The sequence below is a fragment of the Leisingera sp. genome (assembly GCF_982940295.1).
Map to the genome: position 1 here is coordinate 67,816 of NZ_CEYXRG010000018.1, position 26,135 is coordinate 93,950.

Genomic DNA, 26,135 nt, shown 5'->3' on the forward strand with positions numbered 1-26,135 from the left:
TATGACCACCTTCACCTTGGCGCGAAGATGGCTGTATTCGGGGTAGATCGGGTACAGGGCATGCGAAAACTTCTGGCCGGGTTCACGGCCTCGGAACCGAGCATTGCGACCTATCCCAAGACTTACGGCATAATCAAAACGGGTGCGGAGGCCCGGGGCTGGGTGCAAAGGAAATTCAGTCCTCGGCACATCTCCCACGCAAGAGACGGCACCGGTATCAATGAAGCGGCAAGCCGGTGCTGCTGATGGCGCCGCTGAACGGAGACTAATGGCAGGACGCTGCCGGCGGCCGCCTCCGGAAGCTTTCTGCGTTTATGGTTGCCGGTTGAGGCAGGTTTCCATTTCGGTCTGCATGTTCTCGATGGCACTGCAGAGCCGTGCCGTGAAGGCCTCGGAGGTTAGAGACTGGGTGGCATATCCAGGTGTGAGAATCGAAACGCTGGAGCCGATTCGCGGCGTGAACCGGCGAATCGCCAGCCCTTCGGTTGTCTGGCGCTGTTGCAGACACCCATAGGCTGTGATCATGTCGCAGATCATGTAGCACATGCCAGCCGCAACGAACTGCAGCCCGGGCGCCCAGGTGCGCAGCTCCAACCGCTTGCGGAACCGGCAGCCGCTGCGCTGAAACGCGGCCTCTGTCCGGGCCGTCATGGGGTGCTTTTCAAACAGCACCGCCATCGGCGCCCCGTCCAGGTCCTGCGGCGTGATCTGTTCGGCGGCGGCCAGCGGATCGCTCTCCGGAACGATGCAGACGCTTTCCAGGTCGAAATCCATCTGCTTGATGGACGGGCGCGGCACCGGGGTTTCGGCAAATCCGATATCGTATTGCTGCGAGGCGATCAGATCCTCGATCACATCCGACGACCGCATGATCAGCGAGACTTCAAGCTCATCCTTGCCTTGCAGAAAATCCGTTAGAATCCGCGGCATGAACAGCCCGGCCGCCGCCGGGTGGCAGGCAACGCGCAGCTTGCCGGCCTCGTGGCCGCGGATCTTGCTGACGGTGCGCTCGATCCGCTCGATGCGTTCCAGGACGGTCTCGCATTCCTCCAGAAAGAACCGCGCTTCCGGTGTTGGAATCAATTTGCCCTGCTCGCGGACAAACAGGCTGAAGCCCAGTTCGCCCTCCAGCGTTGAGATCATCGTGCTGACGGCGGGCTGGGTGCGCCCGACGGTGCGCGCGGCCTGGGAGATGGAGCCGCTGCGCATGACCTCGCGGAAGGTGAAGATCTGGCGGATCGAGAAGTTCATGGCGTGGGTATCAAGGAAATTTATGGAGTCACAGATATTTTGAAATTGATCTTATGCCCTTTGTCCAGCCAAATCCGCCAAACCCGGTGAGGGGACACCGGAAGGAGGACCGATGGACACATTCTCAAAATACTTGCTGACGGGGCTGATCTGTCTGGTGGCGCTCGGGCAGTTTGTCCAGGTGGTCACCCGCTATCTGCTGCAGATCCCGGTGATGGGGCTGGAGGAGACCATGCTCTACCCGACTATCTGGCTCTATATCCTCGGCGCCGTGAACGCCTCGCGCGAGGACACCCACATCCGCGCCAACGTGCTGGAGATCGCCATCAAGACAGAGCGCGGCCACACCCTGCTGGCGATCATCGGTGAAATCATCAGCCTGACCGTCGGCCTGTGGCTGCTGAGCTGGGCCTGGGAATACACCCAGTACGCCTGGCGCGTCTGGAAGGAGAGCCCGACGCTCTACCTGCCGACATTCTATTCCGAAGTGGCGCTCGTGGCCGGTCTGGCCCTGATGATGCTCTACACCGCGGTGCACCTGTTCCGCCATATCAACGCCCTGCGCGCCGGAGCCGCAAAATGATTGAAATCGCACTCCTTGCCATCGCCGTTCTGGTTCTGACGCTGACCCTGGGCGTGCCGCTGCCCTACTGCTTCGGCGCTGCCCTGATGATCATGTATTTCCTGGGCGATGTGACCATGAAAGGCATGATGCTGTGGGGGTCCCAGCAGCTGGGCAACCCGGTTCTGCTGGCCATTCCGCTGTTCGTGCTGGCTGGCACCATCATGTCAGCCAGCGGTATCGCGGCCTCGCTCTTGAACTTCGTCAACGCCTTCATCGGCCACATCCGCGGCGGTCTGGGTGTTGTGGCGGCGGTCAGCTGCGCTATCATCGGCGCGATCTCCGGCTCTGGCCTGACCGGTATCGCCGCTATCGGCCCGCTGCTGATCCCCGAGATGGAGAAGCGCGGCTACCCGCGGGAATACGCCACCGCGCTGATTGCCAACTCCTCGATCCTGGGCCTGCTGATCCCGCCGTCGGTCACCATGATCGTCTATGGCTGGGTGACCGATACCTCGATCCTCGCCTGTTTCCTGGCGACCCTGGGGCCGGGCCTGCTGATCATGTTCAACTTCTCGGCCATGAACCTGTGGATGAGCCGCAAGTTCAACCTGGTGCTGGATGACGCGCCCAGCTTTTCCCAGCTGGCAGGCGATGTGGCCAAGAAGGGTTTTAACGCAACCCCGGCACTGCTGATGCCGGTGATCATCCTGGGCGGCATCTATGGCGGCATCATGACCCCGACCGAAGCCGCGGCCTTGTCGGTGATCTATGCGCTGCCGGTCGGCTTCTTCATCTACAAGGGCCTCAAGTGGAACAGCTTCCTGGAGGCCGGCAAGGAAGCCGCCACAGCGGTGGGCGCGATTATGGTGATGATCCTGTTCTCGATGATCCTGAGCCAGATGTTCGTCTATGAAGCGATCCCGCAAAAGATGGTCAGCGCGATCTTCGAGATCACCGAGAACAAGGTGCTGCTGCTGATCTTCATCAACATCCTGCTGTTCCTGGTCGGCATGGTCGTGAACGACGTCACCGCCATCATCCTGATCGCGCCGCTCTTGCTGCCGCTGATGCAGGCGATCGGCGTCACCCCGGTGCAGTTCGCCGCGATCATGGGCGTGAACACCGCGATGGGCGGCGTCACCCCGCCCTATGCCTCGATCCTCTACCTCGGCGCGCGGATCGGCAATGTGAAGGTCACCAAGGTGATCCCGCCCGCGATGATCCTGATCCTGACAGGCTATGTGCCGGTGGTCTTCCTGACCTCGCTGTGGCCCGACCTGTCGCTCTTCTTGCCGCGTTTCTTCGGCTACTGACCCCATCCCTGACAAACACCAGACACCCTACGGAGGAGACTACCCATGAAACACTTTCTGACCGGCACCGCTGCTGCTGCCCTGATGTCGCTGGCGGGCCTCGCCCAAGCTGCCGACCTCAAGATGAGCCACGTCCGCCCGCAGGACACCACCATCGACAAGGAGCTGCGCGCCTTTGCGGCCCAGGTGGATGAGGCCACCGGCGGCGACGTTTCGATCAACATCTTCCCGGCCTCCGCGCTCGGCGACTACACCACCGTGCAGGAGCGCATCAGCGTCGGCGCCATCGACATGGCGACCCAGCCGGCCGCTGCCGCGGCGGACCGCCGGATGCAGATCAGCTCCTTCCCCTACCTGGCCAACACCTGGGCCGAGGCGCGCGAGATCTATGGCCCCGGCGGTGCGGTGCGCGACGTGATGGCAGAGCTTTATGCCAAGCAGGACATCACCATGCTGGCGGCCTACCCGGTCTACTTCGGCGGCATTGCGCTGAACACCGATGCTGTAAACCCGGGCGACCCGTCGCAGTCCAACGGCATCAAGGTGCGGGTGCCCGGTATCAAAAGCTTCCAGCTGACCGGCGAAGCGCTTGGCTACATCCCCTCGCCGATCCCGTTCTCCGAAGCGTTCACCGCGATCCAGACCGGCGTTGTTGACGGCGTCATCGGCTCCGGTGCCGAGGGTTATTACGCGTCCTTCCGCGATGTGACCAAGACCTATGTGCCCGCGAACACCCACTTTGAAGTCTGGTACATGATCATCTCCAACGGCTCGCTGGCCGAGCTGGACGCAGAGGATCAGGAAGCGCTCAAGGCTGCCGCCGCCGACTTCGAGGCGCAGCGCTGGACCGTCGCCGAAAAGGACCAGGGCCAGTGGGAACAGCGCCTGGCCGATGAGCTGGGCGCCAAGGTGGTCGATCTGAGCGACGACGAACTGTCTGCGATGGCTGCCAAGGTGCGCGAAGACGTCTGGCCGGTGGTTCTGGAAGACGTTGGCGCCGATTGGGGCCAGGGCATTCTTGACCAGATCGGCAAGTAATCCCGCTTCAAAGACAGGGGCGGCCGCGCGCCGCCCCGCAACCGCAGCCAACCCCGGAGAAACGGCAGGATGGAAGCAGATTATGCAGTGATCGGCGGCGGCGTTGTCGGCCTGTCCGTGGCCTGGGGGCTGCTGCGGCGCGGCAAACGCGTCACGGTTCTGGACGGCGACGACGGATCGTTCCGCGCCAGCCGGGGCAACTTCGGCCTGGTCTGGGTCCAGTCCAAGGGCATGAAGCAGCCGCGCTATGCCAGCTGGAGCCAGCAATCCGCCGAGGCGTGGGCCGGATTTGCGGCAGAGCTGGAAGACGGCACCGGCCGCTCTGTCGGGCTGCAGCAGAACGGCGGTTACGACCTGCATTTCTCCGAAGAGACGCTTTACGCCACTGTCGCGCAATATGACGCGCTGAAGGACAAGCTGGGCGGTAACTACCCTTACGAGGTTCTGGGCCGCAACGCTCTCAGCCGCGAAGAGCCGCATATCGGGCCCAAGGTGGCGGGCGCGATCCTGCACCACCAGGACGGCCACGCAAACCCGCTGCGCCTGCTGGTCTCGCTGGCCGACGACGTGCGGCGGCTGGGCGGCACGGTCCTGAACGGCAAGACCGTCACCGAGGTTTCCAAACCGGATGCGTTCAAGGTCCAGTGCAGCGACGGCACCGTGGTCACGGCCGCCAAGGTTGTGCTGTCCGCGGGCCTTGGCGCGATGGAGCTGGGCCCCAAGCTGGGCTTCAAGGCGCCGGTGCGGCCGCAGCGCGGCCAGGTGCTGATCACCGAGAAGCTGCCGAAACTGATCAACCGCCCCTCGCTGATTGCCCGCCAGGTGGACGAGGGCGGCATCCAGATCGGCGCCACCAACGAGGAGGTGGGGCTGGACGACAGCGTGACGCAGCCGGGCCTGTCCGGACTGGCTGCCGAGGCCATCGCGGCCTATCCGGCGCTGGCCCGCGCACAGCTGGTGCGCAGCTGGGGCGCCCTGCGCATCCTGTCGCCCGACGGCCTGCCGATCTACCAGGAAAGCCCCGAGATGCCGGGCGCTTACCTTGTCACCTGCCACAGCGGCATCACCTTGGCCGCGGCCCATGCGCTGTTCCTGCCGGATTGGCTAGAAGGCACCGCAGCCGCCCCTGATCTGGAGGTGTTCAGTGAAGACCGATTCCCCGTTTCTTGAGCTGGCAGACGATGCCCCCCGCGTGCGGGTCTGGTTCGACGGCCAGCCGCTGGACCTGCCCGCAGGCGCCAACCTCGCCGCCGCGCTGCTGGCCGCAGGCGTGCAGGTGTTCCGTCACACGCCCGTATCCGGCGCGCCGCGGGCGCCGTTCTGCATGATGGGCGCCTGTTTCGAATGCCTGGTAGAGACCGGCGGCCGCGTGCAGCAGGCCTGTATGCTGGAAGTGGAAGAGGGTATGAAAATAGCCCGCCCGCATGAAGCGGAGGCAAATGATGCAGCGCTGTGATCTGGCCATCATCGGCGCGGGCCCTGCCGGCATGGCCGCCGCTGCCGAGGCAGCCCAACAGGGCCTGAGCGTCACCCTGCTGGACGAGCAAAACCGCCCCGGCGGGCAGATCTACCGCGAGGTGGACCGCGCCGCGGGCCCGCGCGGCGGCATTCTGGGGCAAGAGTATCTGCACGGCGCCACCCTGACGGCGGGCCTTGGCGCTTCGGGGATCACCCATCTGTCCGGCGCCGTCGTCTGGGCCATCGAGGATGGCTTCCGCGTCTCCTTTGTCCGTGATGGCCGCGGTGAACAGGTGGAGGCCGCGCGGGTGATCCTGGCAACCGGCGCGCTGGAGCGCCCGATGCCGCTTCCCGGCTGGACCCTGCCGGGGGTGATGACCGCAGGTGCAGCGCAGATTCTCCTGAAGCAATCCGGCGTGCTGCCGCGCCGCGCGGTGCTCGCAGGGTGCGGGCCACTGCTCTATCTGATTGCAGCGCAGATGGTGCGCGCGGGCACGCCGCCGCTGGCCCTGGTCGAGACCCAGCCCGCAGGCAGCCCGCTGGCAGCAGTCCGCCACCTTCCCGGCGCACTGCGCGGCTGGCGCTATCTGGCCAAGGGCCTGAAGATGCTGGCGGAGATCAAGCGCGCCGGGGTGCCGCGCTATACCGGTGCAACCGGGCTCGCGGTGGCGGGCAGCACCCGGGCCGAGGCGGTGACCTTCCGCAGCAAGGAGCAGAAGCATCGCATCGCTTGCGACACCGTGCTGCTGCATCACGGAGTTGTGCCGAACACCCAGGCCGCCCGCTCGATCGGGGTGCCGCATGTCTGGTCCGAAGCGCAGCAATGCTTTGTGCCTGAAACCGGCGCCTGGGGCGAAACCGCCAAGGACGGAGTTCTAATTGCCGGGGACGGTGCCGGCATAAGCGGCGCCATGGCTGCCGAATATGCCGGGCGGATCGCCGCGCTGAAGGCGGCGGAGGAGCTGGGCCGGATCACCGCGCCGGAGCGCGACCGCCTGGCCGCGCCGATGTTCAGCCGCCGCAGCCGGGAAACAGCCGTGCGCCCGTTCCTCGATGCGGCCTATCCGTCCTATGCGGGCGCTGTGCGGCCCGCCGACAGCACCATCGTCTGCCGCTGCGAGGAAGTCACCGCAGGCGACATCCGCAGCTATGCCAAGCTCGGCTGCTTTGGCCCGAACCAGGCCAAGGCCTTCGGGCGCGCGGGTATGGGGCCGTGCCAGGGCCGTTATTGCGGGCTTACCGTGACTGCCCTGCTGGCGGAGGCCAACGGGCAGACCCCGGATGAGACGGGTTATTACCGTATCCGGCCGCCGATAAAACCCGTGACACTGGGCGAACTGGCAGCGATGGAAGACCCATCTGCCACTGCCGCCGAATAGGAGAACAAGATGATTGAACGGATCGAAACCGGCCCCCGAATGAGCAAGATCGTGAAGCACAACGGCGTGGCCTATCTCTGTGGCCAGGTCGGTGATGGCGCCGATGTGGCTGAACAGACCCGTGATTGCCTGTCCCGGGTCGAGGCGCTGCTGGAGAAGGCCGGCTCGTCGCCGCAGCAGATGCTGCAGGCGATTGTCTGGCTGGCCGACATGAAGGACTTTGCGGAGATGAACGCGGTCTGGGATGCTTGGGTGCCCAAGGGCCACGCCCCGGCCCGGGCCTGCGGCGAAGCCAAGCTCGCACGGCCGGATCTGAAGGTGGAAATCATCGTGACCGCCGCCTGCTGATACGGCACCTTGGCACAGACCCTGAACCCGGCCCCGGCACCCGACCGGAGCCGGGCACTTTTTCGGGGCCTCATGCGTTGTATACATAAAGCAGCAACGAGGTCTCACATGCTCAAGCAAGTCCTGCACCGCACCGCCCTGCACGCCGAGCGCCTGCTTGACAGGCTTTTGCCCCGCAGGCCGCGCCGCGGTGCTGATCTGGTGATCGATCCCTACATCGGATACGCCACACCGGAGCATCTGATCGTGCGCGGCCGTGTCCTGACACAACTGCGCGGCAGCACCCCGCGCGATGGCCAGAGCGTGCTGCAAAATGTGCGGCAGATGATCTCGCTCTTTCTGACGGATGAAGCCGCCGGCGTTACCGTGACCCACGATGGCATCACCGCGGTCAGCGATGAAGAGGGATATTTTCAGCTGCCGCTGCCGCCGGGCAGGGACCCGGGCTGGCACGAAGTTCAGGTTGCCATCGCCGATAGCGGGGCACAGACCGCGTGCCCGGTGCTTGTTCCCCGTCCGGATGCCCGGTTCCTGGTGGTTTCCGATATTGATGACACCGTGATGCAGACCTCCGCCTATTCGCTGGCCCGGAACTTGTGGACCACGTTCAGCGGCAACGCTCTGACGCGGCGCATCTTTCCGGATTCGGCGGATCTGCTCCGCCAGCTGTCAGAAGAGGGCCGCAACCCTGTGTACTACGTCAGCTCCTCTCCCTGGAACATGCACGCCTTTCTGGCACAGGTGTTCCGGCAGGCAGGTCTGATCCGCGGTCCGATGTTCCTGCGTGACCTGGGGCTCAGCGAAACCCAGTTCATTTCCGCAGGCCACGGCAGCCACAAAGGGCAAAGTATCGACCTGCTGCTGAACGCGCATCCGTCCCTGCCTGCGGTGCTGATTGGCGATACGGGACAGAAAGATGCCGCCATCTACGCCGACGCGGTGCGCGGCCATCCGGGCCGTATATCGGCGGTGCTGCTGAGGGTGCCCGCGGACGGGCTGAGTGCGGAAGACAAACGCGATCTGGATGCTTTGAGGGAAACAGGCATCGCTGTTCATGCTGCATCCAGCTTTGCAGGGGCAGCCCAGAAGCTGGGGCTGAAACTGGCAGGCGGACCGCCCATTCAGCAAGTCCCCCGGCAGGGTTGAAAGGGCTCTGAGCTTGTGTCACCCGCCGCTGCACCCGGGTTCCGGGACAGCCGCCGAAACACCTGCGGGGGCTTCGCGGCTCTTAAAGGATGGTGAGTGACCGCAGACGCCACGCGGCCTCCTCGTGGAAGGTCCGGCGTGCGGCGGCCCAGTCCTTGGTCGCCGGATCATTGTGATTGGCAGCCAGCTCAGTCAGCGTGTGGAGGTGACCGGCCAATTGTTCATGCCCGCCCGCCAAGTCCGCGACCGTCCAGCCCGTGCCTGACTTTTGCTCCTCTGAGATGGCGCGGGACTCCTTGATAACGTGTTCCAGCTGCGAGGGCGGCAAGTGTCCCATCACCCGCAGTTGTTCCGCCAGCTTGCCCGCTGCCGAGAACATGCTGGTGTAATGCTGTTCGGTTACTTCTTTGACAGAGGGCGGCATCGCGCTGCCCGCGTCCCGGTGCAGTGCGTGCGTCTGGAATACCAGGCGGCAAATACCGGAAAAAACAGCAGACAGCGCCTGTGCCAGAGCCGAAGTCTCGCGGGCACAGGTGGAAAGGCTGGATTCGGACGGGGCAAATTGCTGTGCATCTGTCATGCGGCTCTCCTGATCCGTGTTCAGAAAAGAAACGCGGTCGCCGCCCCGAAGGTTCCGGGATCTGCAGTATGCCGGCCCCGGGTCAGGCGGGGCTCTGGGCTGCACGGATCTCGGGGCGCCGGCGTTCTTCAGCGGGCGGATTCCCGTTTCTCCGCTTCCATCACTTCCGGCCGGATCTGGGCCCATGTCAGGAGCGTGAAAACGACCGTGCCGCCGATAATATTGCCTGCCAGCACGGGCAGGAAGAAGCGGAACAGTGCCGGAATCACGGACAATTCTCCCTGTACCATCAGAAAGGCCATCTCAACGGAGCCCGCGATGATGTGGGTGAAGTCCCCCAAGGCAATCAGCCAGGTAATTATGATAATCAGCGGCAGCTCCGAACCATTGGCCTGCGGCAGCATCCAGACCAGCGCCGCAATCAGCACGCCCGCAGGGATGCCGCGCACCAGACCCTCGACCCACGGCATCCCGGTCGCGTGGTGGCTCAGCGCCAGCATCGCCTCTGCCATCTTTTCCGACATGACCGGGGCGAAGGCCAGGAAAGCGGCGGCAAGAAAGGCGCCCACAACGTTTGCCGCCAGCACCACCGCCCAAAGCCGGGCAGTGCGCCCTAACGACTGCCATGTCGGGCAGAGGGTCACCGGCACCACGGTCGTTATCGTGTTTTCCGTAAACAGCTGCATCCGGCCCAGAATGACCAGCACGAAGCCCAGCGTGTAACCCAGGTTCTCAATAATGAACCGCCAGCTGCTCTCGGGCAGGCTGGAGCGGAGTATCGCCTCGCCCCAAACCGAGAAGCACATCAGCAGCCCCGCCGCCAGGCCCGACCACCACAAGGCCCGCACCGGGCGCCGCAGCTCTTCTTCCCCAGTCAGCCGGATAGCCTCGAAGATAAGCTTGGCGGACAGGCCGGTGGCCTCCTCCACCGCTTCGCGCTCCTTTTTTTCTGCGGCAAGCACATGCTTGTCAGTGGGGGTCATCATCGGTCTCCTGCTTGTCCGGAAAGCCTGCTCGGGTGCCGGGAGGGTTCCCATGTCACCGCAGGGGCCGCGGCGGCTGGTTTTGGACCTGCCATCCGCACCGCTGTTTTCCTGTAAGCGGCGGCGGCCGGGGGGATCATTCTATTCGATACAGCTGCCCGTCATGGCGCGCGCAGCCTGCTGCCACTATAACGCCGTCCAAGCGGAAAAGTTCCCGGCACCACCAGGTTTGCAGGGCAGCTTCTGGCCTGTTTGCCTCCGGAAGGGTTCGCAGGGGCACGGTCACAGCCTCTTAATTGCGGCGCTCAAGCCCGCGCAGCCGCCACTACGCGGCAATGTGCCGGGTGATCCGGGCGCTTTCCGGCCACAGTCCGGTGCGCCGGGCTGCCCACACCGCTCCGGCGACAGCGGAGAGGTTGGCCGCGACGGCCGCCGCCAGGATCCCGCCATAGCCAAAAACCCACACCCCAATCCAGGCCAGCGGCACATATACCAGCGTGATCCGCCCCAGGCTCAGCCCCATCGAGTGCAGCGCCTTGGACCGCGCGTTCATCGCCGCGTTTGCAGTCACGAGGATACCATAGCCGAACAGGCTCCAGCCGACGATCTGAAGATACCGGCGCGTGTAGTCCGCCGCCTCCGCGTCCTCGGCAATGGCAGAGGCGATCCAGCCGCCGCCAAGGCTCAGCACCGCGCCCAGGGCCAGGCCGTACACCAGGCAGAAGGCCCAGGCCTGCACCACCGCGGACTGCGCCCGCTCCTCCTTGCCTGCGCCCCAGTTCTGGCCGACCACCGGGCCGATCCCTGCCGACAGCGCAAGAAGCACGACAATCGCCAGCGACTGCACCCGCGTCGCCGCGCCGAACCCCGCCACCGCGGCATCGCCCAGCGTGGCCACCGCAGCGGTGACCAGCGCCATCCCCGCCGGGTTGATCGCATTGGAAAAGGCGGCCGGCGCGCCGACCTGGGTGATTTCCCGCAGGCTGCGCCACAGATCCTGCCAGATCCGGCCGCACAGCCGCAAATACCCCGCATGAACGGCAAACGCGATGGCGCCGGCCGCAGCTGCCATCCGCCCGGCCAGCGTCGCCAGCGCGGCGCCGCCGGTCTCCATCGCCGGCACCGGGCCCCAGCCGAAAATGAACAGCGGGTTGAGCGCGATGTTCACAGCCGCCGCCAGTATCATGAACAGCGAGGCGTGAACCGCATTGCCATGCGCCCGGAACAGCGCGTTGACCAGCATCATCAGCACCAGAAACGGGAACGACAGCGCCCAAAGCGGGACATAGGCGGAAATCTCCTCCATCACCTTGCCGCGGGCACCCATCAGGCCAAAGATCTGCCCGTGCAGAGCGTAGAAGACCAGCGCCACCAGCACCGACAACAGCAGGCCAAGCCCCGCCGCATGCAGCGACATCCGCGCCACCGCGCTGTCCTCATCCTCGCGGCCCAGGGCCTGGGACACGGCAGCATTTGCGCCTGCCGACAACCCGATTGCCAGCGATGCCAGTGCCGTTGTGACCGGATAGATGAACCCCACCGCCGCCAGCGGTGCGCCGCCCAGCTGGCCCAGGAAATACGCATCGGCCAATCCGATCGACAAAACTGCCAGAATGCCCAGCGACATCGGCGCCGAAACCCGCGCCAGCGCGCGCCAGACCGGCCCTTCGGTCAGATCAGACCGTGCCATACATGTACCTCCCGCTGCGGATGGGTGTTGCAGACCCAACGCCGCAACCGGGCGCGGCGTTCCCGGCAACCGGTAAAAGAGGTGAAAGCGTCAGCCGTCCCGCCCTGCGGATCTCTTACTTACCATAACCCAGATTATCACCCGCAGCGGCCGCCCGCCCGCGTGTGTCTCGCGGATCAACTGTTGATCGTAACGGCGGCGCAGCCTTTCAGCGCCGCGGCGTCGTCGAGGATGACATACACCGGCGCCTCTATTCCGGTATTCAGTGCGAAGGGCTGGCGGAAGGCCTCCGCAAACACCTGCTGCGCCGGGGAGGACAGCAGGCTGCGCGCCACCGCACCGGCGAAATAGATCCCCTGCGCGGGCAGAAACGCCAGCACAAGGTTGCGCGCCAGCAGCGCCAGCAGCTCTGCATAGAACGCCTGAAACGCCTGCGCGCCTTGGTCATCGTCCGCAAACTGCCCCCGCACCGCCGCATGGCCGCGGCCGGAGAACAGATGCTCCACCGTGCAAAAAGCCTCGGCACCCCTAATCCGCGAGCGCAGGTGCTCCGCCACGTCCAGCGGCAGGCTGACATGGCCGTATTCCACGTTCAGGCACTGCACTTGCCCGCCTGCATGCAGCACCGGCGACAGGTTGAAGCCGGTGCCGATTCCTACCACCAGCCGCTGGCCGTCTCCGCCGGCATCGCCTGCCGGGCCAATCACCGTATCGAGGCACTCCGCGCTCAAATGCGGGCAGGCCTGCCCCAGCGCCGCCAAGTCGTTCAGCAGATGCACCTGCGCGCCGCTCAGATGCTGCGACAGCGCCGCGGCATCAAAATGCCAGTCCCGGTTGGTGAGCCGCGCTGTGGTGCCGGTGACCGGCCCGGCAATGGCAATCGCCACCTCCGCCACTCCTCCGGGCGCGGCGCCTTGCAGGTACTGGTTCATCACTTCCGCAAAGCCGGAAAACCCGTCATTGCGGAAGCTTTGCACCGTGTCCGCCAGCAGCACACCACCCTCGGCCAGTCCCAGCCGGGTGTTGGTGCCGCCAACGTCGGCGGCCAGCCGCAGCCCGGTCAATTCAGCCGCTCGCCGGTCGCGGGCGAGAAATAGGAGACCTTGGACAGGTCAAAGGCCAGATCCAGCATCTGCCCCGGCTGCGCCCGCGTCTCGGCATGAAGCCGCGCCGTGACCTGCTTGCCGCCGAGATTGGAGACCACATAGGTATCGGCGCCCGCAGGCTCCACCATGTCGATCAGGCAGGCGGCCTCCTGCACGCCTTCGCCGGCGCGAAAGCCCGCCTCGGCGATGTCTTCGGGGCGCACCCCCAGGATCACGTCCTGCGGCAGGCCGGTGGCGCGGGTGTCCTTCAGCACGATGGGCGCGCTTCCGCCGCAGTCCATTTCGATCCTTGTGCCCTGCCCGTTCGGCTGAGCGCGCGCCGGGATCAAGTTCATCGCGGGGCTGCCCATGAAGTCGGCCACGAACAGGTTGGCGGGCTTGTTATAGATCTCAGCGGGCGTGCCGATCTGCTGCACCACACCGCCTTTCATCACCACGATCTTGGTGGCCAGCGTCATCGCCTCGATCTGGTCGTGGGTCACATAGACCATGGTGGCGCCGAGGTTCTGGTGCAGTTTCTTGATCTCAGTCCGCATCTCCACCCGCAGCTTGGCATCTAGGTTGGACAGCGGCTCATCGAACAGGAACAGCTTGGGATCGCGCACCAGCGCCCGGCCCATCGCCACCCGCTGCCGCTGGCCGCCCGAGAGCTGGCCGGGGCGGCGGTCCAAGAGCGCCTCGATCTGCAACTGTGCGGCCACTTCCTTCAGCTTTCGCGCCTGGGTGGCAGCATCGGCGCCGCGCACCTTCATGCCAAAGGTGATGTTCTTGGCCACCGTCATCGTCGGGTAGAGCGCATAGGATTGGAACACCATTGCGATGTCGCGGTCCTTGGGGCTGACATGAGTCATGTCGCGGCCGCCAATCTCGATCTGCCCGCCGGAGATCGGCTCCAGCCCGGCGATGCAATTGAGCAGCGTGGACTTGCCGCAGCCGGAGGGGCCGACCAGTACCAGGAAGTCGCCTGGCTCGATGCTGACGTTGATATCCTTCAGGATCTCGGTTGCGCCGTAGTTCTTGCGCAGGTTGGTGATGTCCAGAATAGGCGCCATGGATTTACCCCTTTACGGATCCGGCGGTGAGACCGCGGATGAAGTATTTGCCGGCAACGGCATAGACCAGCAGCGTCGGCAGCGCGGCGATGATCGCGGCGGCCATGTCGACGTTGTATTCCTTCACGCCGGTGGTCGAGTTGACGATGTTGTTGAGCGCTACGGTCACCGGCTGGGTGCCCGCCTGGCTGAAGGAGACGCCGAACAGGAAGTCATTCCAGATCTGGGTGAACTGCCAGATGACGGTGACGACAATGATCGGCAGCGACAGCGGCAGGAAGATCGACCAGAAGATGCGGAAGAAGCCCGCGCCGTCCACCTTCGCCGCCTTCACCAGGTCCTGCGGAATGGTGACATAGAAGTTGCGGAAGAACAGCGTGGTAAAGCCGATACCATAGATCACATGCACAAAGATCAGCCCCGGAATGCTGCCTGCCAGCCCCATAAGCCCCAGCATCCGCGCCATCGGCAGCAGAACCACCTGGAACGGGATGAAGCAGCCGAACAGCATCAGCGAGAAGATCAGGTTGGCGCCGCGGAACCGCCATTGCGCGATGACATAGCCATTGGCCGCGCCCAGCATGGTGGAGATCGCCACCGCCGGCACCGCGATCACCACGGAGTTCCAGAAGAACGGGCGCAGGCCTTCGCATTGGATGCCGGTGCAGGCCTCGGACCAGGCGGTGCGCCAGGCGTCAAACGTGACCTCGCGCGGGAAGGCGATCAGGCTGCCGGTGCGGATTTCCTCCAGGCTTTTCAACGAGGTGGTGATCATCACAAAGAGCGGCATCAGGTAGAACAGGGCAAACAGGCCCAGCAAGGTAAACAGCAGCCAGCGCAAGGCGATGCGGTTCCAGTTCTTTGCCGCGGGGCGGGCGGGGTCCAGGGTCAGGTCAGTCATGCTTGGCCCTCAGCTCGGAGTAGAGGTAGGGAACGATGATCGCGAACACCACAGCCATCATTACCATGGCAGAGCTTGCCGCCTGGCCGATGTCACCGCGCGAAAACGCCATCGTATACATGTAGGTGGCGGGCAGATCAGTGGCATAGCCGGGGCCGCCGCCAGTGAGCGCAATCACCAGGTCGAAGCTCTTGATCGCCAGATGCGCCAGCACGATGAAGGCAGACAGGAAGATCGGCGCCATCGAGGGGATGATGATCGCGGTATAGATGCGCCACGCCGGGATGCCATCGACCTGCGCGGCCTTGATGATCTCTCCATCGACGCCACGCAAACCGGCCAGGAACAGCGCCATCACAAAGCCGGACGCCTGCCAGACCCCGGCGATAACCACCGCATAGATCGCTTTGTCCGGGTTGATCACCCAGTCAAAGGTGAAGCTTTCAAACCCCCAGCCGCGGACCATGGCCTCAATGCCCAGCCCTGGATTCATAATCCACTTCCAGGCGGTGCCGGTCACGATCAGCGACAGGGCCATCGGATACAGGTAGATGGTGCGCAGGACGCCCTCGGTGCGGATCTTCTGGTCCAGCAGGATCGCCAGCATCAGCCCCAGAACCATCGAGATCAGGATGAACAGGGTGCCGAACACGAACAGGTTCGACATCGCGGTGTCCCAGCGCGGCGCGCTGAACAGGCGCTCATACTGGATGAAGCCCTCAATCTCGTATTTCGGCAGCAGGCGGGAGCGGGTCAGCGACACCCAGGCGGTCCAGGCGATAAAGCCGTAGACGAACACCAGCACCGCGGCGAAGGACGGTGCCAGCACCATCTTCGGAATATGACGTTCAAGCCATCCAGTCATTGTAACGGCCCTTTATTTATTGGCCCCGCATCCCGAAGGACGCGAGGCCAGGGGGAGGATCACATCGAGTTGGCGACAGCGTCGGCCAGCATCTGCACGGCCTCAGCGGAGGACATGTCCGAGTTGAAATGCGCGGTCACCACGTCGGTGATGGCACCCGACTGCGCGCCGCGCAGCGCCATGCCATGGGCATAGCTGGGCAGCAGCGAGCCGTTTTCCGCACTTTCGCTCATGTCCTTGGCCGACAGGTGGGCGCAGGAGTCAAACGCGTCCAGCGCCACATCCACCCGCGCCGGGATCGAACCCTTGTTGAGGTTGAACACCTCCTGGAATTTCGGGCCGACGATCAGCTTGGCCAGCAGGTCCTGCCCGGCCTTCTTGTCCTCGCCGTCCACCTCGAACATGGCAAAGCTGTCGACGTTATACAGGAACCCGTCCCCCGGCACCGAGGCGCAAAGAAAATCCTTGCCCGGCTCCTTGCCCGCGGCCAGGAACTCGCCCTTTGCCCAGTCGCCCATGATCTGGAACGCCGCCTCGCCGTTCATCACCATGGCGGTGGCCAGGTTCCAGTCGCGGCCGGGGAAGTTGGCGTCCACATAACCGCGCATCTTGCGCATCTGGTCGAACACCGCGACCATCTTGTCCGACTTCAGGGTGTCCATGTCCAATTCGACAAAGGCCTTGCGGAAATCCTCCGGGCCCAGAATGCCCAGGGCCACCGCCTCAAACACGGTGGCGTCCTGCCAGGCCTGGCCGCCATGCGCCAGCGGGGTGACGCCCGCCGCCAGCAGCTTGTCCGCGGCGGCGTTGAACTCCTCCCAGGTCTGGGGCATTTCGATGCCGCTGGCCTCCAGAAGCGCGGCATTGGCCCAGATCCAGTCGACCCGGTGCACGTTCACCGGCGCGGCGCACCATTTGCCCTCGCATTTCATGTGCTCGGCGATCGAGCCGGGCAGCACATCCGCCCAGCCCTCGGCCTCCGCGACAGCGGAGATGTCGGCCAGCACGCCTTCCTCGTACCATTCCTGGATCGCCGGGCCTTTCAGCTGCACCGCGGTCGGCGCGTTGCCGGACAGGACCCGCGCGCGCAGCGCGGTCATCGCCGCATCGCCGCCGCCGCCCGCGACCGGCATATCGGTCCAGGTGCCGCCGTTATCGGCAAATTCCTGTTGCAGCACGGCAGCCGATTTGGCCTCGCCGCCGGATGTCCACCAATGCAGAACTTCCGCCTGCGGCCCAGCCAATGCCGGAGCCGCACAGGCCAGCGCCACGGCCGATGCGGCCGCTAAAGCGGTGAATTTCATCGCTCATTCCTCCCTATAAGATGGCCGCTCCCCGCAGCCTTCCTGCCAAGTTTGCAAAAACATCCGGTCCGTTTTCAATCACCCTGCCGCCCGGCCCGGACCCGGCGCAGCAGATTTTCCGGCCAGCTGTTACCTGTTGTTACGCAGCAATAGATTTTGTTGCATGGTGTTACAAACTCGAGGCCGCAAAGGCTGTTTGGGGAGGACACAGACGAATGGCGATTCCGCGGCTGCTGGTGGTGGATGACGACGTTGAGACGCGCATGATGCTGACCCAGTATCTGCGCCAGAACGGCTTTATCGCCCTGCCCTGCGGGAGCGAGGCAGAGATCCGCGACCAGATCGCGGCGGGGCGGATCGACCTGATCCTGCTGGACGTGATGCTGGGCGACGAAAACGGGGTGGAGATCTGCACCCGGCTGCGCAGCGAACAGGATGTGCCGATCATCCTGGTCTCTGCCCTGTCCGCCGATCACCAGCGGATGGCGGGATATGAATCCGGCGCCGATGATTACATCGCCAAACCCTTCAACCCCGATTTGCTGCTGGCCCGCGTCCGCGCAGTGCTGCAGCGCGCGCGCCGCTCCTCCTCGCTGATCTACCGGCGCAGCGTCGCCACTTTCCGTTTTGGCGGCTGGACGTATGACGCCAAGCGGGACGAGGTGATCTCCCCCGCGGGCGTGCAAGTGGCGCTGTCGCGGCGCGAGACCGGCCTGCTCAAGGTCTTCCTCGCCAATCCGCATATCCCGCTCACGCGCGAGGAGATTGCCGCGGCGCTGGATGTGACCGGCGACGGCGGCAGCGAGGAGGGCTCCGGCCGCGCCATCGACGTGCTGGTCGGGCGCCTGCGCTCCAAGATCGAACAGACCCCCAAGGATCCCCGGATGCTGCGCACCGAACGCGGCACCGGCTATGTCTTTGCGGTGGATGTCGAGACCGGCGAAGGCTGACACGCATGGCGCTGCGCCTCAGAACCCTGGGCCTGATCCTGCTGCCGCTCGCCTTTGCCGCCGGGCTGGCGGCCGCGTGGCTCTGGTTCCAGTCCGGCGCCAACTGGCAGGCGCATCTGACCCGCTCCACCATCGCAGGCATCACGCTGGACGGCACCCTGCGCCGCGGCGCCTCACCGCTCGAGGGCGTGGCGGTCACCCCGGTGGACCCGGCGCAGGCGGCGTTTCTGGCCAGCGGCGATTACCTGCGGCTGGATGGCATCCCGAAACCAGCGTTCTTCACCAATATCTCGATCCTCGACAGCGGTCCCGATCCCTTGTCGGGCGAAGTGCTGGCGCTGGTTATCGCCTCCGGCAGCCTTCGCTATCCGGTGGCGGAGCTGCCGCCCGCGGGCGGCCAGTCCGCGGCAGAGAAACTGGGCGCAGTCATCCGGCTGCTGGCCACCTATTGCAGCGAACCGGTGATCTTTGCCCGCGCCGGCTATGGCCCGTGGCAGCGGGTGGACGGCACTGCGGTCTGGGGCTGCACCGCCGCGCCCCGCGACCTGCGCCTGCCTGCGGTGCTGCTGTCGCTGCTGGTGCTGGCGGTGCTGGCAACTCTGGTGCTCGACACCTCCGCCCACTTCGGCCGCTTTGCCCGCGCCCTGCATGGCCGCCGCCGCCTCGGCGGTCCCGATGCCTATGCCGTGCAAGGCCCGGCCGAGCTGCAGGAAATCGTCGAAGCGGTGAACAGCCACCTGGAGGCCGAACGCGCGCAGCTTGCCAGCCGCGCCGCGGTGCTGTCCGGCGTCAGCCACGACCTCGGCACGCCCGCGACCCGCCTGCGGCTGCGCGCGGCGCTGATCCAAAACGCGGAGCTGCGGCAGAAGTTCGAAACCGATCTGGACGCCATGACCGGCATGATCGAAAGTGTGCTGACCTACACGCGGGCAGAGATGAGCGCCGAAACCCCGCGCCGCCTCTCCCTCACCTCGCTGATCGAGGCGGTCGCAGCCGATTATCAGGACTTCGGCAAACCGGTTGAGTTGCTTTGCCCCGAGCCGCAGGTAGCCGCTGGCGGACGCTCGGTCTTTACCTCCGCCCCCGGCCACAGCGCGATGCCGCCGGATCAGCCGATGCTGGTGGTGGCCCGCCCCGTGTCTTTGCAGCGGGCGGTCTCCAACCTGATCGACAATGCGCTGAAGTACGGCCGCCGCGCCGCAATCGGCCTCAGTGCTACTGCCGACCACGCCATCATCACGGTCGAGGACGAAGGCTCCGGCATGACGGCGGCGGAGATCACCGAAGTGATCGCCCCGTTCCGGCGCGGCGACAATACGCGCGCCATTGACGGCTTCGGGCTGGGCTTGACGATCGTCGCCACGGTAGCAGAGCAGCACGGCGGGCAGCTGTATTTCGAAGATGGCCGCCGCGGCCTGCGCGCCTGCCTTGAGATCTGCCGCAACTGACCGCGCCCTGACGCATTGATCAGGATCATGGCATCAGCCGCAGGCGCTGGTTTAATGGCTGAAGCGGCACACTGGCATCTGCCGCGCCGACCGGGGAGGAGGCCCGCCATGCACCGCAGAACATTGCTCTTTGCGATCAGCAGCAGCACCAGCGACACCGCCATCACCGCCGCCGCAGAGGCCGCCCGCGAACAGCAGGCGCACCTGGCCTGCCTGCTGCTCAAGACCTTGCCCGGCATGCCCTATTTCGCCTATGGCGCCTCTGCCTATGGCGCAATGGCGGTGCCGGACGAATGGCTGGAAACCCTGCAAGGCTGCCGCACCGCCCAATCCGCCCGCGCGGCAGAGGTGGAGGCGCTGCTGGCCCGCAGCAACACCCCTGGCGACGTGCAGTATGTCACTGCCAGCGACGCGGACATCCGTCTGATGGCCGCCCGCCGGGCGCTGACCTGCGACATCGCCGAGGCGGCAGAGGGCCTGCGCGAGGATCCGGAGGTGTTCCGCGATGCGGTGCACGGCATCCTGTTCGGCTCACCCGTGCCGCTGATGGTGAACGGCAGCCCCTTCTCGGGCCGCAAACGGGTGTTCCTGGCCTGGAACAGCAGCCTGTCCGCCTCCCGCGCCGCCCATGCCGCACTGCCCTATTTCAAAACGGCGGAAGAGGTGGTGATCGGCTGCTTCGACCCGGACATGAGCGACACGCGCGACGGCGAGGACCCCGGCGCGGACATGGCCGCCTGGCTCAGCCATCACGGCTGCACTGTCACCCTGTCGCAGTTTCCCTGCGGCGGCCATGACACCGGCACTGCCATCCAGGACCGCGCCCGCGAGGCCGGGGCGGATCTGGTGGTGATGGGCGCCTACGGTCATTCCCGCCTGCGCGAGGCGGTGTTTGGCGGCACCACCCGCAGCCTGCTGGAGCAGACGGCCCTGCCGGTCCTGTTCGCCCATTGACCAGCCCCGCCGCCCAGAGCCGCAAGGGAGCAGCCAATGACTGACCAATCCCCGTTCGACGCCTATAAACCCGCCGAGATCGCCGCGCTGGTGGAGACCGCAGGAGTGGCCAAGGCCCGGCTGCCGCTGCCGCAGATGTTTGTGCTGGCGATGCTGGCAGGCGCCTTCATCGGCTTCGGCGCCGCCGCCTATACCACCGCGATGACCGGCGCGGACACCTCGTCAGGACCGGTGCGGGTGCTGGGCGGCGCGGTGTTCTCGATGGGTCTCATTCTGGTGGTCGTTGGCGGGGCCGAGCTGTTCACTGGCAACGTGCTGATGGTGATCGCCGCGGTGGACCGCAAGATCCGGCTCAGGCGGCTGTGGCGCAGCTGGGCCATCGTCTATGCCGGCAACCTCGCAGGCGCCGCCGGGCTGGCCGCCGCCTTTGCCTTCACCGGCCTGCTGGAAGGTCCCGTGGGCGCCACCGCCGCCCGCATCGCCGAGGCGAAATCCACCCTTTCCCCGGTGGAGGCCTTCATGCGGGGCGCCCTGTGCAACGGGCTGGTTTGCCTTGCGGTCTGGCTCTCCTTCGCTGCCCGCACGGCGGCGGGCAAGATCCTCGCGGTGCTCTGGCCGATCACTGCCTTTGTGCTATTGGGACTGGAACATTCGGTGGCCAACATGTTCTTCTTCCCGCAGGGCTGGGCCGCCGGTGCCGATGTTTCCCTGAACGCCGCCGCCGCAAACCTGTTCTGGGTCACGCTGGGCAATATCGCGGGCGGCGCCGGCGGGGTCGCCTTTGCCTATTGGTTCGCCTACCTGGGCCGCACCGCCCCCGCCGCCGGAAAACCGCAGCGCAAGCCTTAACGCCCCCTCAGCGGGCCGCGGCCCCGTCGCTTGCGGCCTCCGCCAGATAGGCCAGCCGCCGCTCCGACCGCTTGTCCTCGACCATGCCGCAGACCATCCAGCGGACCGGCCTGATGCCGCAGAACTTCAGGATGTTGCGCTCGAAACTGCGCAACGAATGGGCAAAGTAGAACCAGCGGTAGAAGAACGCAGGCATCCCCATGGTCACGATGATCCGCGCACTCTTCCCCTTCAGCTTGGGGTGCCAGCCCTTTTCGCCAACGGTAAAGGCAAACTGCTCGCGGAAAACCTGTTCCAGCCAGGCCTTCAGCTGCGCGGGCATAGTGCCCAGCCACAGCGGATAGACAAACACCAGATGATCCGCTGCCGCGACTGCCTGCTGGCCGCGGGCAACATAGTCCGGAATCTCTTCCGCTTCCCATTCCGCCCGGCTGCGCAGGCAAGTGACACCGCTATCGGCCACGCCGATGACCTCCACCTCATGGCCCGCGTCCCTGGCGCCCTTGGCATAGCTCTGCGCCAGCGCGTGGCAGAAATGCGCCTGGCTGTTGTCCGGGTGACCCTGAATGATCAGTATCCGCGTCATATGCTCTCCCCCTTGCCGCCCAGCTGACGCACCTCCTGCAGCAGGGCAATGTATCCGGTCAGGTCCGTCAGGGTGATCACCCCCAGCAAGCGGCCCTTGTCCGTGACCAGAAACTTGCGCCGCCCGGTTTCCGAAATCTTCCGCATCAGCGCACCGGCCTGCATGTCCGGCGCCACCGAGTTGCTGCCGTCGGGCGGCTGATAGACGTCATCCACCGGGGTCTGCGCCCACCGCTCCTGCGGCACCCGCGCCAGGTCCTTCGTGTCGGTGCAGCCCAGCAGCACCCCCTGCTGCACCACCGGCACAAAGCTCTTGCGCTCGGGCAGCAGCACCTGATGCGCCAGCGCCTGCAGGCTGATCTCCGGACCGGCGGTCACCGGATCACGGGTCATCAGGTCGGCCACCGTCTTGCCCTTGAAGGCGGCGGTTTGCAGCTGATGGGCATAGGTGCCCTTGGCCGCCGACAGCACGAACACCCCGATCAGCACCTGCCAAAGCGCCGCTACCGGATTGCCGGAGAACAGCCCGATCAGCCCGTAAAAGATCAGCGCATAGGCGAAATAGCTGCTGATCCGGGTGGCGGTCCGGGTCGCCGCCAGCAGGTCGCGGCTGCGGCTCCACAGCCAGGCCCGCAGGATACGGCCGCCGTCCAGCGGAAAGGCCGGCACCAGGTTGAACACCGCCAGCACCAGGTTGATCAGCGCCAGATAACCCAGCACCGGGTTCAGCGCCCCGCCCGGCGCCAGCGCCCAGCCGATCTGCGCCAGCAGCCAGAAGCCAAAGGCCAGCGCAAAGCTCATCAGCGGTCCGGCAATGGCAATCCAGAACTCGCTGACCGCGGTCTTGGGTTCAGAGCCCAGCTCTGCCACGCCGCCGAAGATGAACAGGGTGATGCCCTTGATCTCCACCCCGAACCGCCGCGCGACCACGGAATGCGACATCTCATGCAGGATCAGCGAGGCAAAGAACCCCAGCATCGCCAGAACCGCCAGCGTCAGGTAAACCGCCTGCCCGGCCCCGGGATAAGACATCGGAAAGAACTGGGTGGCCAGGCTCCAGGTGATCAGCGCCGCGATCAGCAGCCAGCTAGGGTCGACCTTGATGTCAAACCCCTGCAGCCGCGCGATCCTGACTGCGTTTTGAAACATGAAACTCCCCCCTCCTGCCGCACTATATAGCGCCGCCGCACCGATCCCCCTTTGATCCGGCTCAAACCCGGAACAGGCTGCCCGCGCCATAGGCCAGCGCCGCCGCGCAGGAGCCGATCAGCAGAGTTTCCAGCCCCGAAATCCACCACGGCGACAGCGACCAGATGCTCTTGCTGGCGCCGATGACAAAGAACACCAGCCCGGTCGCCACGGATGCCATCAGGAACGGATCCGGCAGCCCCAGGATAAAGGGCAGCAACGGCACGATCCCGGCCAGCATAAAGGCAAAGAAAGTGGTCAGCGCCGCCGCAACCGGATTGGGCTCGGCAGGCCCCAGCCCGTATTCGCTGGCCAGCATCAGCGAAATCCACTTCTCGGGCTTGGCCGCCACCGCCTTGACCGCGCCCTCCAGCACCTCGCCGCTGAGGCCCAGCTGCTCCAGGATCTGGCGCAGCTCCTCGCGCTCGCCCTCCGGATAGTCGCGGATATGGCTCTGCTCCACCCGGTAGAGCCGCCGCCGGTCATCCAGATCCGCCTTGGTCCCCAGGTAATTGGCCGCGGCCATCGAGAACCCGTCTGCCAGCACATTGGCAATCCCCAGCGCGATGATAACCGAGGAGGAAAACCCCGCCCCCTCGACCCCCGCCGCAATGGCAAAGGTCGTCACCGCGCCGTCAATGCCGCCGTAAACCGCATCGCGCAGCCGCCCCTCCTCCCTGCTGCCTTGCAGGCGGCGCGCGATCTCTTCCCTGCTGTGCCCGTGTTCCGCTTTCATGGCCCCATGATCCGCCAAGCGGCCCTGCGCCGCCTTGAGCGAGGTCAAGCCGCCGCTGTGCTCAGCGCTCGATGATCAGCACCCCGTCCGCCACCGCCTCGCCGGGATGCAGGATCACCCGCTCGCCCGGCTCCAGCCCCTCCAAAACCTGCGCCACCTGGCCGTTGCGCCGCCCCAGCGTCAGCGGGCGCACCGCGGCACGCCCTTCGGCCGCCACAAAGGCCGCCCAGCCGCCGCCCTCGCGGAACAGCGCGCTGACCGGGATCCGCAGCACATCCTCCGCCTCCCATTCGATGATGCGGGCAAAGACCGAAAACCCCTCGCCCAGGCTGGTGCGCTGCTCCTTCGGCGTGACCAGGTCAAAGAACACATCCACCCGCTGCTCCTCGATCCCCAGGGCCGAGACCTTGGTGCGCGCCACCGGCTCGATCCGGTCCAGCACCGCCTCCAGGGGTGTGGAACCGCCCCAGCGCTCGATGCTGGCGCGAGCGCCCGGCGCCAGCCGCACCGCGTCCGAGGACAAGAGATCGGCCACCAGCTCCAGATCCTGCGGATCGCCGATGGTGACCAGCAGATCGCCGGGCAGCACCGGGCGCTCGCTGATGGTGACCACCGACAGCACCACCCCGTCCGAGGGCGCCCGGATGCGGATACAGCAGCTGTCCGGCACCTCCGTGCCGGATTCCGGTAGGATCAGCGCCGCCTCCGCCCGCGCCAGGGTGCTTTGCGACATGTCCACCCGCGCGCCGGCCGCCTCCTCCCCAGCGATGGCCACCGCCAGCCGCTGGGTCGCATCCTCCAGCCGCGTCAGCGAGGCGACATTGCGCTCCGCCAGCGCCTTCACCCGGTCAAACTGGCTCTGCGCCAGGATGCGGTCTTCGATGGCCTTCTGAAGATCGGCGCGCGCCACATGCAGCGCCGCCTGCGCCTCCTGCAAAGTCGCCTGCGCCTGCGCCCGGGTGCGCGCATCCAGGAGATGCGGCCGGGCAGGCTCGACAATCGCGACCAGGGTTTCGCCCGCCGTCACCCGGTCCCCCGCCCGCACCGGCGAGCGGCGCGCGGTACCGGCAATCGGCGCCGCCACCTCAAACAGGTCGCGGACCCGGGCCTCGCCATCGGCATCAATGGTGATCTCCATCCTGCCGCGCTTCACCTCATGCAGATCCACCGCCACCGGCTCCTCCCGCAGCGCCACATAGAGCAGCGCCGCCAGCACACCGCCGCCGGTCAGGTACAGAAGCAAGCTGCGCAGGTTCGGAAACATCTCTCACTCCCTGGTCTTCATCACCGCCACAAGGTCCATCCGGTCCAGCCGCCGCCGCACGATCAGCACCGAGCACAGCGCCGCCGCCAGCACGATCAGGCTGGCGGAGGCAAAGGCCGCAGGCTCCAGCACCAGCGGGATGGTGTAGACATCGCTGGAAAAGTTCTCCACCGCCAGCCGCGCGATCGCCGCACCGATCAGCCAGCCCGGCGGCTGCGCCAAGAGCGCCAGCAGCATCATCTCCCCCGCCAGAATGAAAGAAACCTCACGGCGCGAAAATCCCAGGATGCGCAGGCTGGCCAGCTCGCGGGCGCGCTCCGACAGCTGGATGCGGGCGCCGTTGTAGGCCACGCCGATGGTGATCAGCACCGCAATGGTGATGTAGACCGTGTTCATCACAATCACCTGCTGCGCAATGACCTCCCGGAACGACCGGCGCATGTCAGTCATCACTGGCACCCCGGCCACTGCGGGCAGCGCCTTGAGGCGGGTGAACAGCGCGTCCTGCCGGCTGGGGTCGATGGCAATGCTGGCGGCGGAATACTGCGGCGCCTGCCGGAACAGCGCGTTCAGGCTGGCATGATCCATATAGGCGCCCAGCCCGAAATACTGCTTGACCGTGCCGGTCACCGGCAGCTGCCGGGTCTCGCGCCGCCCGCTGGTGAACTGCACTTCCACCACCGTTCCCGGCACCGCGCCCAGCTGCTCTGCCAGCCGCTCGCTCAGCAGGATGCCGCCAGGACCTGCATTGGCGACGCTGCCATCGCTGGCCACCACCCGGCTCAGGTCCGGGTCCGGCACCCGCGCCTCGATGGTGACCCGCTTCATCCGCGGCCCGTGCCGCAGGATGGCCGCCGCGTACTGCTGCCCCTCCGCCTGCAGGACACCGGGCAGGGCACGGATCTCCTCCAGCACGCTTTCCGGCTGGTCCTCGGTAAACATCACCACCGCATCCTGCCGGTTGCTCTGGTAGAATGCCGTGTCCATGATCTCGTCCAGCGCATCGGCAAAGAAGGACGACGCCACCACCGAGGCCACCGCCAGCGCCAGTCCCAGCCCGGTCATCGCGCTGCGCACGGGCCAGCGCAGCAGGCTGCGCAGGATCATGATGGCAGGCTGCGACAGCCGCAGCTGCCGCATCACACGGTCCGCCGCCGAATGGCTGAACCGCGGCGGCGCGGG

At 65.9% G+C, this 26,135-nt stretch carries 26 protein-coding genes; 12 read left to right on the forward strand and 14 right to left on the reverse strand.

The window, feature by feature from the left end; translation table 11 throughout:
* Positions 1–312: 312 nt before the first annotated feature.
* The gene (locus tag AC4HIX_RS15955) at positions 313–1,251 is read right to left on the reverse strand and encodes a LysR family transcriptional regulator (RefSeq protein ID WP_490399700.1); all 939 of its coding nucleotides are present in this window, start codon (positions 1,249–1,251) and stop codon (positions 313–315) included.
* A gap of 112 nt (positions 1,252–1,363) precedes the next feature.
* Between AC4HIX_RS15955 and AC4HIX_RS15960 the strand changes: the two genes are divergently transcribed.
* The 8 genes from AC4HIX_RS15960 (at position 1,364) to AC4HIX_RS15995 (ending at position 8,498) form a co-directional block, all read left to right on the forward strand.
* A complete protein-coding gene (locus tag AC4HIX_RS15960; protein ID WP_490399701.1) occupies positions 1,364–1,834 on the forward strand; it encodes a TRAP transporter small permease in 471 nt (156 codons plus the stop codon).
* Positions 1,831–3,129, forward strand: coding sequence for a TRAP transporter large permease (locus AC4HIX_RS15965; RefSeq protein WP_490399702.1), 1,299 nt, complete (start codon positions 1,831–1,833; stop codon positions 3,127–3,129). The genes AC4HIX_RS15960 and AC4HIX_RS15965 overlap by 4 nt, the downstream gene beginning before the upstream one ends.
* A gap of 45 nt (positions 3,130–3,174) precedes the next feature.
* Positions 3,175–4,167 (forward strand): TRAP transporter substrate-binding protein DctP, encoded by a 993-nt coding sequence (gene dctP, locus AC4HIX_RS15970; RefSeq protein WP_490399703.1) that lies wholly within the window; start codon positions 3,175–3,177, stop codon positions 4,165–4,167.
* Between the two features lie 69 nt (positions 4,168–4,236).
* The gene (locus tag AC4HIX_RS15975; protein WP_490399704.1) at positions 4,237–5,337 is read left to right on the forward strand and encodes an NAD(P)/FAD-dependent oxidoreductase; all 1,101 of its coding nucleotides are present in this window, start codon (positions 4,237–4,239) and stop codon (positions 5,335–5,337) included.
* Complete coding sequence (locus AC4HIX_RS15980; protein WP_174147168.1) at positions 5,312–5,623, forward strand: (2Fe-2S)-binding protein; 312 nt, start codon at positions 5,312–5,314, stop codon at positions 5,621–5,623. Before AC4HIX_RS15975 ends, AC4HIX_RS15980 begins: the two co-directional genes overlap by 26 nt.
* Positions 5,610–7,004, forward strand: a complete 1,395-nt coding sequence (locus AC4HIX_RS15985; RefSeq protein ID WP_490399705.1) for an FAD/NAD(P)-dependent oxidoreductase — start codon at positions 5,610–5,612, stop codon at positions 7,002–7,004. The genes AC4HIX_RS15980 and AC4HIX_RS15985 overlap by 14 nt, the downstream gene beginning before the upstream one ends.
* Before the next feature lie 9 nt (positions 7,005–7,013).
* Positions 7,014–7,352, forward strand: coding sequence for a RidA family protein (locus tag AC4HIX_RS15990; protein ID WP_490399706.1), 339 nt, complete (start codon positions 7,014–7,016; stop codon positions 7,350–7,352).
* 108 nt (positions 7,353–7,460) lie between these two features.
* Positions 7,461–8,498, forward strand: coding sequence for an App1 family protein phosphatidate phosphatase (locus AC4HIX_RS15995; RefSeq protein ID WP_490399707.1), 1,038 nt, complete (start codon positions 7,461–7,463; stop codon positions 8,496–8,498).
* Between the two features lie 82 nt (positions 8,499–8,580).
* Here the strand turns inward: AC4HIX_RS15995 and AC4HIX_RS16000 are convergent, their stop codons facing one another.
* The 8 genes from AC4HIX_RS16000 to AC4HIX_RS16035 form a co-directional block, all read right to left on the reverse strand.
* Positions 8,581–9,078, reverse strand: coding sequence for a ferritin-like domain-containing protein (locus AC4HIX_RS16000; protein WP_490399708.1), 498 nt, complete (start codon positions 9,076–9,078; stop codon positions 8,581–8,583).
* A gap of 128 nt (positions 9,079–9,206) precedes the next feature.
* Positions 9,207–10,064, reverse strand: a complete 858-nt coding sequence (locus tag AC4HIX_RS16005; protein WP_490399709.1) for a formate/nitrite transporter family protein — start codon at positions 10,062–10,064, stop codon at positions 9,207–9,209.
* A gap of 322 nt (positions 10,065–10,386) precedes the next feature.
* Complete coding sequence (locus tag AC4HIX_RS16010) at positions 10,387–11,751, reverse strand: MATE family efflux transporter (protein WP_490399710.1); 1,365 nt, start codon at positions 11,749–11,751, stop codon at positions 10,387–10,389.
* Positions 11,752–11,927: 176 nt separating this feature from the next.
* Complete coding sequence (locus AC4HIX_RS16015) at positions 11,928–12,815, reverse strand: glucokinase (protein ID WP_490399711.1); 888 nt, start codon at positions 12,813–12,815, stop codon at positions 11,928–11,930.
* The gene (locus tag AC4HIX_RS16020; RefSeq protein WP_490399712.1) at positions 12,812–13,909 is read right to left on the reverse strand and encodes an ABC transporter ATP-binding protein; all 1,098 of its coding nucleotides are present in this window, start codon (positions 13,907–13,909) and stop codon (positions 12,812–12,814) included. The genes AC4HIX_RS16015 and AC4HIX_RS16020 overlap by 4 nt, the downstream gene beginning before the upstream one ends.
* 4 nt (positions 13,910–13,913) lie before the next feature.
* The gene (locus tag AC4HIX_RS16025; RefSeq protein ID WP_490399713.1) at positions 13,914–14,810 is read right to left on the reverse strand and encodes a carbohydrate ABC transporter permease; all 897 of its coding nucleotides are present in this window, start codon (positions 14,808–14,810) and stop codon (positions 13,914–13,916) included.
* A complete protein-coding gene (locus tag AC4HIX_RS16030) occupies positions 14,803–15,675 on the reverse strand; it encodes a carbohydrate ABC transporter permease (protein WP_490399714.1) in 873 nt (290 codons plus the stop codon). Before AC4HIX_RS16030 ends, AC4HIX_RS16025 begins: the two co-directional genes overlap by 8 nt.
* 59 nt (positions 15,676–15,734) lie before the next feature.
* Positions 15,735–16,979: an ABC transporter substrate-binding protein gene (locus tag AC4HIX_RS16035; RefSeq protein ID WP_490399715.1), complete on the reverse strand. Its 1,245-nt coding sequence runs from the start codon at positions 16,977–16,979 to the stop codon at positions 15,735–15,737.
* Between the two features lie 215 nt (positions 16,980–17,194).
* Between AC4HIX_RS16035 and AC4HIX_RS16040 the strand changes: the two genes are divergently transcribed.
* The 4 genes from AC4HIX_RS16040 (at position 17,195) to AC4HIX_RS16055 (ending at position 21,180) form a co-directional block, all read left to right on the forward strand.
* A complete protein-coding gene (locus AC4HIX_RS16040) occupies positions 17,195–17,929 on the forward strand; it encodes a response regulator transcription factor (protein WP_490399716.1) in 735 nt (244 codons plus the stop codon).
* 5 nt (positions 17,930–17,934) lie between these two features.
* Positions 17,935–19,377 (forward strand): sensor histidine kinase, encoded by a 1,443-nt coding sequence (locus tag AC4HIX_RS16045; protein WP_490399717.1) that lies wholly within the window; start codon positions 17,935–17,937, stop codon positions 19,375–19,377.
* Positions 19,378–19,485: 108 nt separating this feature from the next.
* Positions 19,486–20,331 (forward strand): universal stress protein, encoded by an 846-nt coding sequence (locus AC4HIX_RS16050; RefSeq protein ID WP_490399718.1) that lies wholly within the window; start codon positions 19,486–19,488, stop codon positions 20,329–20,331.
* Between the two features lie 36 nt (positions 20,332–20,367).
* Positions 20,368–21,180 (forward strand): formate/nitrite transporter family protein, encoded by an 813-nt coding sequence (locus AC4HIX_RS16055; protein ID WP_490399719.1) that lies wholly within the window; start codon positions 20,368–20,370, stop codon positions 21,178–21,180.
* A gap of 7 nt (positions 21,181–21,187) precedes the next feature.
* On the opposite strand, the gene AC4HIX_RS16060 is transcribed toward AC4HIX_RS16055, so the two are convergent.
* The 5 genes from AC4HIX_RS16060 to AC4HIX_RS16080 all read right to left on the reverse strand — a co-directional run.
* Entirely contained in the window at positions 21,188–21,766 is a 579-nt protein-coding gene (locus tag AC4HIX_RS16060; RefSeq protein ID WP_490399720.1) for an NAD(P)H-dependent oxidoreductase, read from the reverse strand.
* On the reverse strand, positions 21,763–22,914 hold the full coding sequence (locus AC4HIX_RS16065) for a site-2 protease family protein (RefSeq protein ID WP_490399721.1): 1,152 nt from the start codon (positions 22,912–22,914) through the stop codon (positions 21,763–21,765). The genes AC4HIX_RS16060 and AC4HIX_RS16065 overlap by 4 nt, the downstream gene beginning before the upstream one ends.
* A 61-nt stretch (positions 22,915–22,975) precedes the next feature.
* On the reverse strand, positions 22,976–23,689 hold the full coding sequence (locus AC4HIX_RS16070) for a VIT1/CCC1 transporter family protein (protein ID WP_490399724.1): 714 nt from the start codon (positions 23,687–23,689) through the stop codon (positions 22,976–22,978).
* Between the two features lie 61 nt (positions 23,690–23,750).
* Positions 23,751–24,953, reverse strand: coding sequence for an efflux RND transporter periplasmic adaptor subunit (locus AC4HIX_RS16075; protein ID WP_490399722.1), 1,203 nt, complete (start codon positions 24,951–24,953; stop codon positions 23,751–23,753).
* 3 nt (positions 24,954–24,956) lie between these two features.
* Positions 24,957–26,135 (reverse strand): ABC transporter permease (locus tag AC4HIX_RS16080; RefSeq protein WP_490399723.1); only part of this gene is annotated, 1,179 nt, incomplete at its 5' end.

What these genes read in the sequence shown, in the direction of transcription:
- AC4HIX_RS15960 (WP_490399701.1), top strand. Translation starts at nt 1,364, where the DNA reads ATGGACACATTCTCAAAATACTTGCTGACGGGGCTGATCTGTCTGGTG.
- AC4HIX_RS16060 (WP_490399720.1), bottom strand. Translation starts at nt 21,766, where the DNA reads ATGACGCGGATACTGATCATTCAGGGTCACCCGGACAACAGCCAGGCG.
- AC4HIX_RS15955 (WP_490399700.1), bottom strand. Translation starts at nt 1,251, where the DNA reads ATGAACTTCTCGATCCGCCAGATCTTCACCTTCCGCGAGGTCATGCGC.
- AC4HIX_RS16035 (WP_490399715.1), bottom strand. Translation starts at nt 16,979, where the DNA reads ATGAAATTCACCGCTTTAGCGGCCGCATCGGCCGTGGCGCTGGCCTGT.
- AC4HIX_RS16000 (WP_490399708.1), bottom strand. Translation starts at nt 9,078, where the DNA reads ATGACAGATGCACAGCAATTTGCCCCGTCCGAATCCAGCCTTTCCACC.
- AC4HIX_RS15985 (WP_490399705.1), top strand. Translation starts at nt 5,610, where the DNA reads ATGCAGCGCTGTGATCTGGCCATCATCGGCGCGGGCCCTGCCGGCATG.
- AC4HIX_RS15995 (WP_490399707.1), top strand. Translation starts at nt 7,461, where the DNA reads ATGCTCAAGCAAGTCCTGCACCGCACCGCCCTGCACGCCGAGCGCCTG.
- AC4HIX_RS15975 (WP_490399704.1), top strand. Translation starts at nt 4,237, where the DNA reads ATGGAAGCAGATTATGCAGTGATCGGCGGCGGCGTTGTCGGCCTGTCC.
- AC4HIX_RS15990 (WP_490399706.1), top strand. Translation starts at nt 7,014, where the DNA reads ATGATTGAACGGATCGAAACCGGCCCCCGAATGAGCAAGATCGTGAAG.
- AC4HIX_RS16075 (WP_490399722.1), bottom strand. Translation starts at nt 24,953, where the DNA reads ATGTTTCCGAACCTGCGCAGCTTGCTTCTGTACCTGACCGGCGGCGGT.
- AC4HIX_RS16030 (WP_490399714.1), bottom strand. Translation starts at nt 15,675, where the DNA reads ATGACTGGATGGCTTGAACGTCATATTCCGAAGATGGTGCTGGCACCG.
- AC4HIX_RS16055 (WP_490399719.1), top strand. Translation starts at nt 20,368, where the DNA reads ATGACTGACCAATCCCCGTTCGACGCCTATAAACCCGCCGAGATCGCC.
- AC4HIX_RS16040 (WP_490399716.1), top strand. Translation starts at nt 17,195, where the DNA reads ATGGCGATTCCGCGGCTGCTGGTGGTGGATGACGACGTTGAGACGCGC.
- AC4HIX_RS16065 (WP_490399721.1), bottom strand. Translation starts at nt 22,914, where the DNA reads ATGTTTCAAAACGCAGTCAGGATCGCGCGGCTGCAGGGGTTTGACATC.
- AC4HIX_RS16010 (WP_490399710.1), bottom strand. Translation starts at nt 11,751, where the DNA reads ATGGCACGGTCTGATCTGACCGAAGGGCCGGTCTGGCGCGCGCTGGCG.
- AC4HIX_RS16050 (WP_490399718.1), top strand. Translation starts at nt 19,486, where the DNA reads ATGCACCGCAGAACATTGCTCTTTGCGATCAGCAGCAGCACCAGCGAC.
- AC4HIX_RS15965 (WP_490399702.1), top strand. Translation starts at nt 1,831, where the DNA reads ATGATTGAAATCGCACTCCTTGCCATCGCCGTTCTGGTTCTGACGCTG.
- AC4HIX_RS16045 (WP_490399717.1), top strand. Translation starts at nt 17,935, where the DNA reads ATGGCGCTGCGCCTCAGAACCCTGGGCCTGATCCTGCTGCCGCTCGCC.
- dctP (WP_490399703.1), top strand. Translation starts at nt 3,175, where the DNA reads ATGAAACACTTTCTGACCGGCACCGCTGCTGCTGCCCTGATGTCGCTG.
- AC4HIX_RS16020 (WP_490399712.1), bottom strand. Translation starts at nt 13,909, where the DNA reads ATGGCGCCTATTCTGGACATCACCAACCTGCGCAAGAACTACGGCGCA.
- AC4HIX_RS16025 (WP_490399713.1), bottom strand. Translation starts at nt 14,810, where the DNA reads ATGACTGACCTGACCCTGGACCCCGCCCGCCCCGCGGCAAAGAACTGG.
- AC4HIX_RS16005 (WP_490399709.1), bottom strand. Translation starts at nt 10,064, where the DNA reads ATGATGACCCCCACTGACAAGCATGTGCTTGCCGCAGAAAAAAAGGAG.
- AC4HIX_RS16070 (WP_490399724.1), bottom strand. Translation starts at nt 23,689, where the DNA reads ATGAAAGCGGAACACGGGCACAGCAGGGAAGAGATCGCGCGCCGCCTG.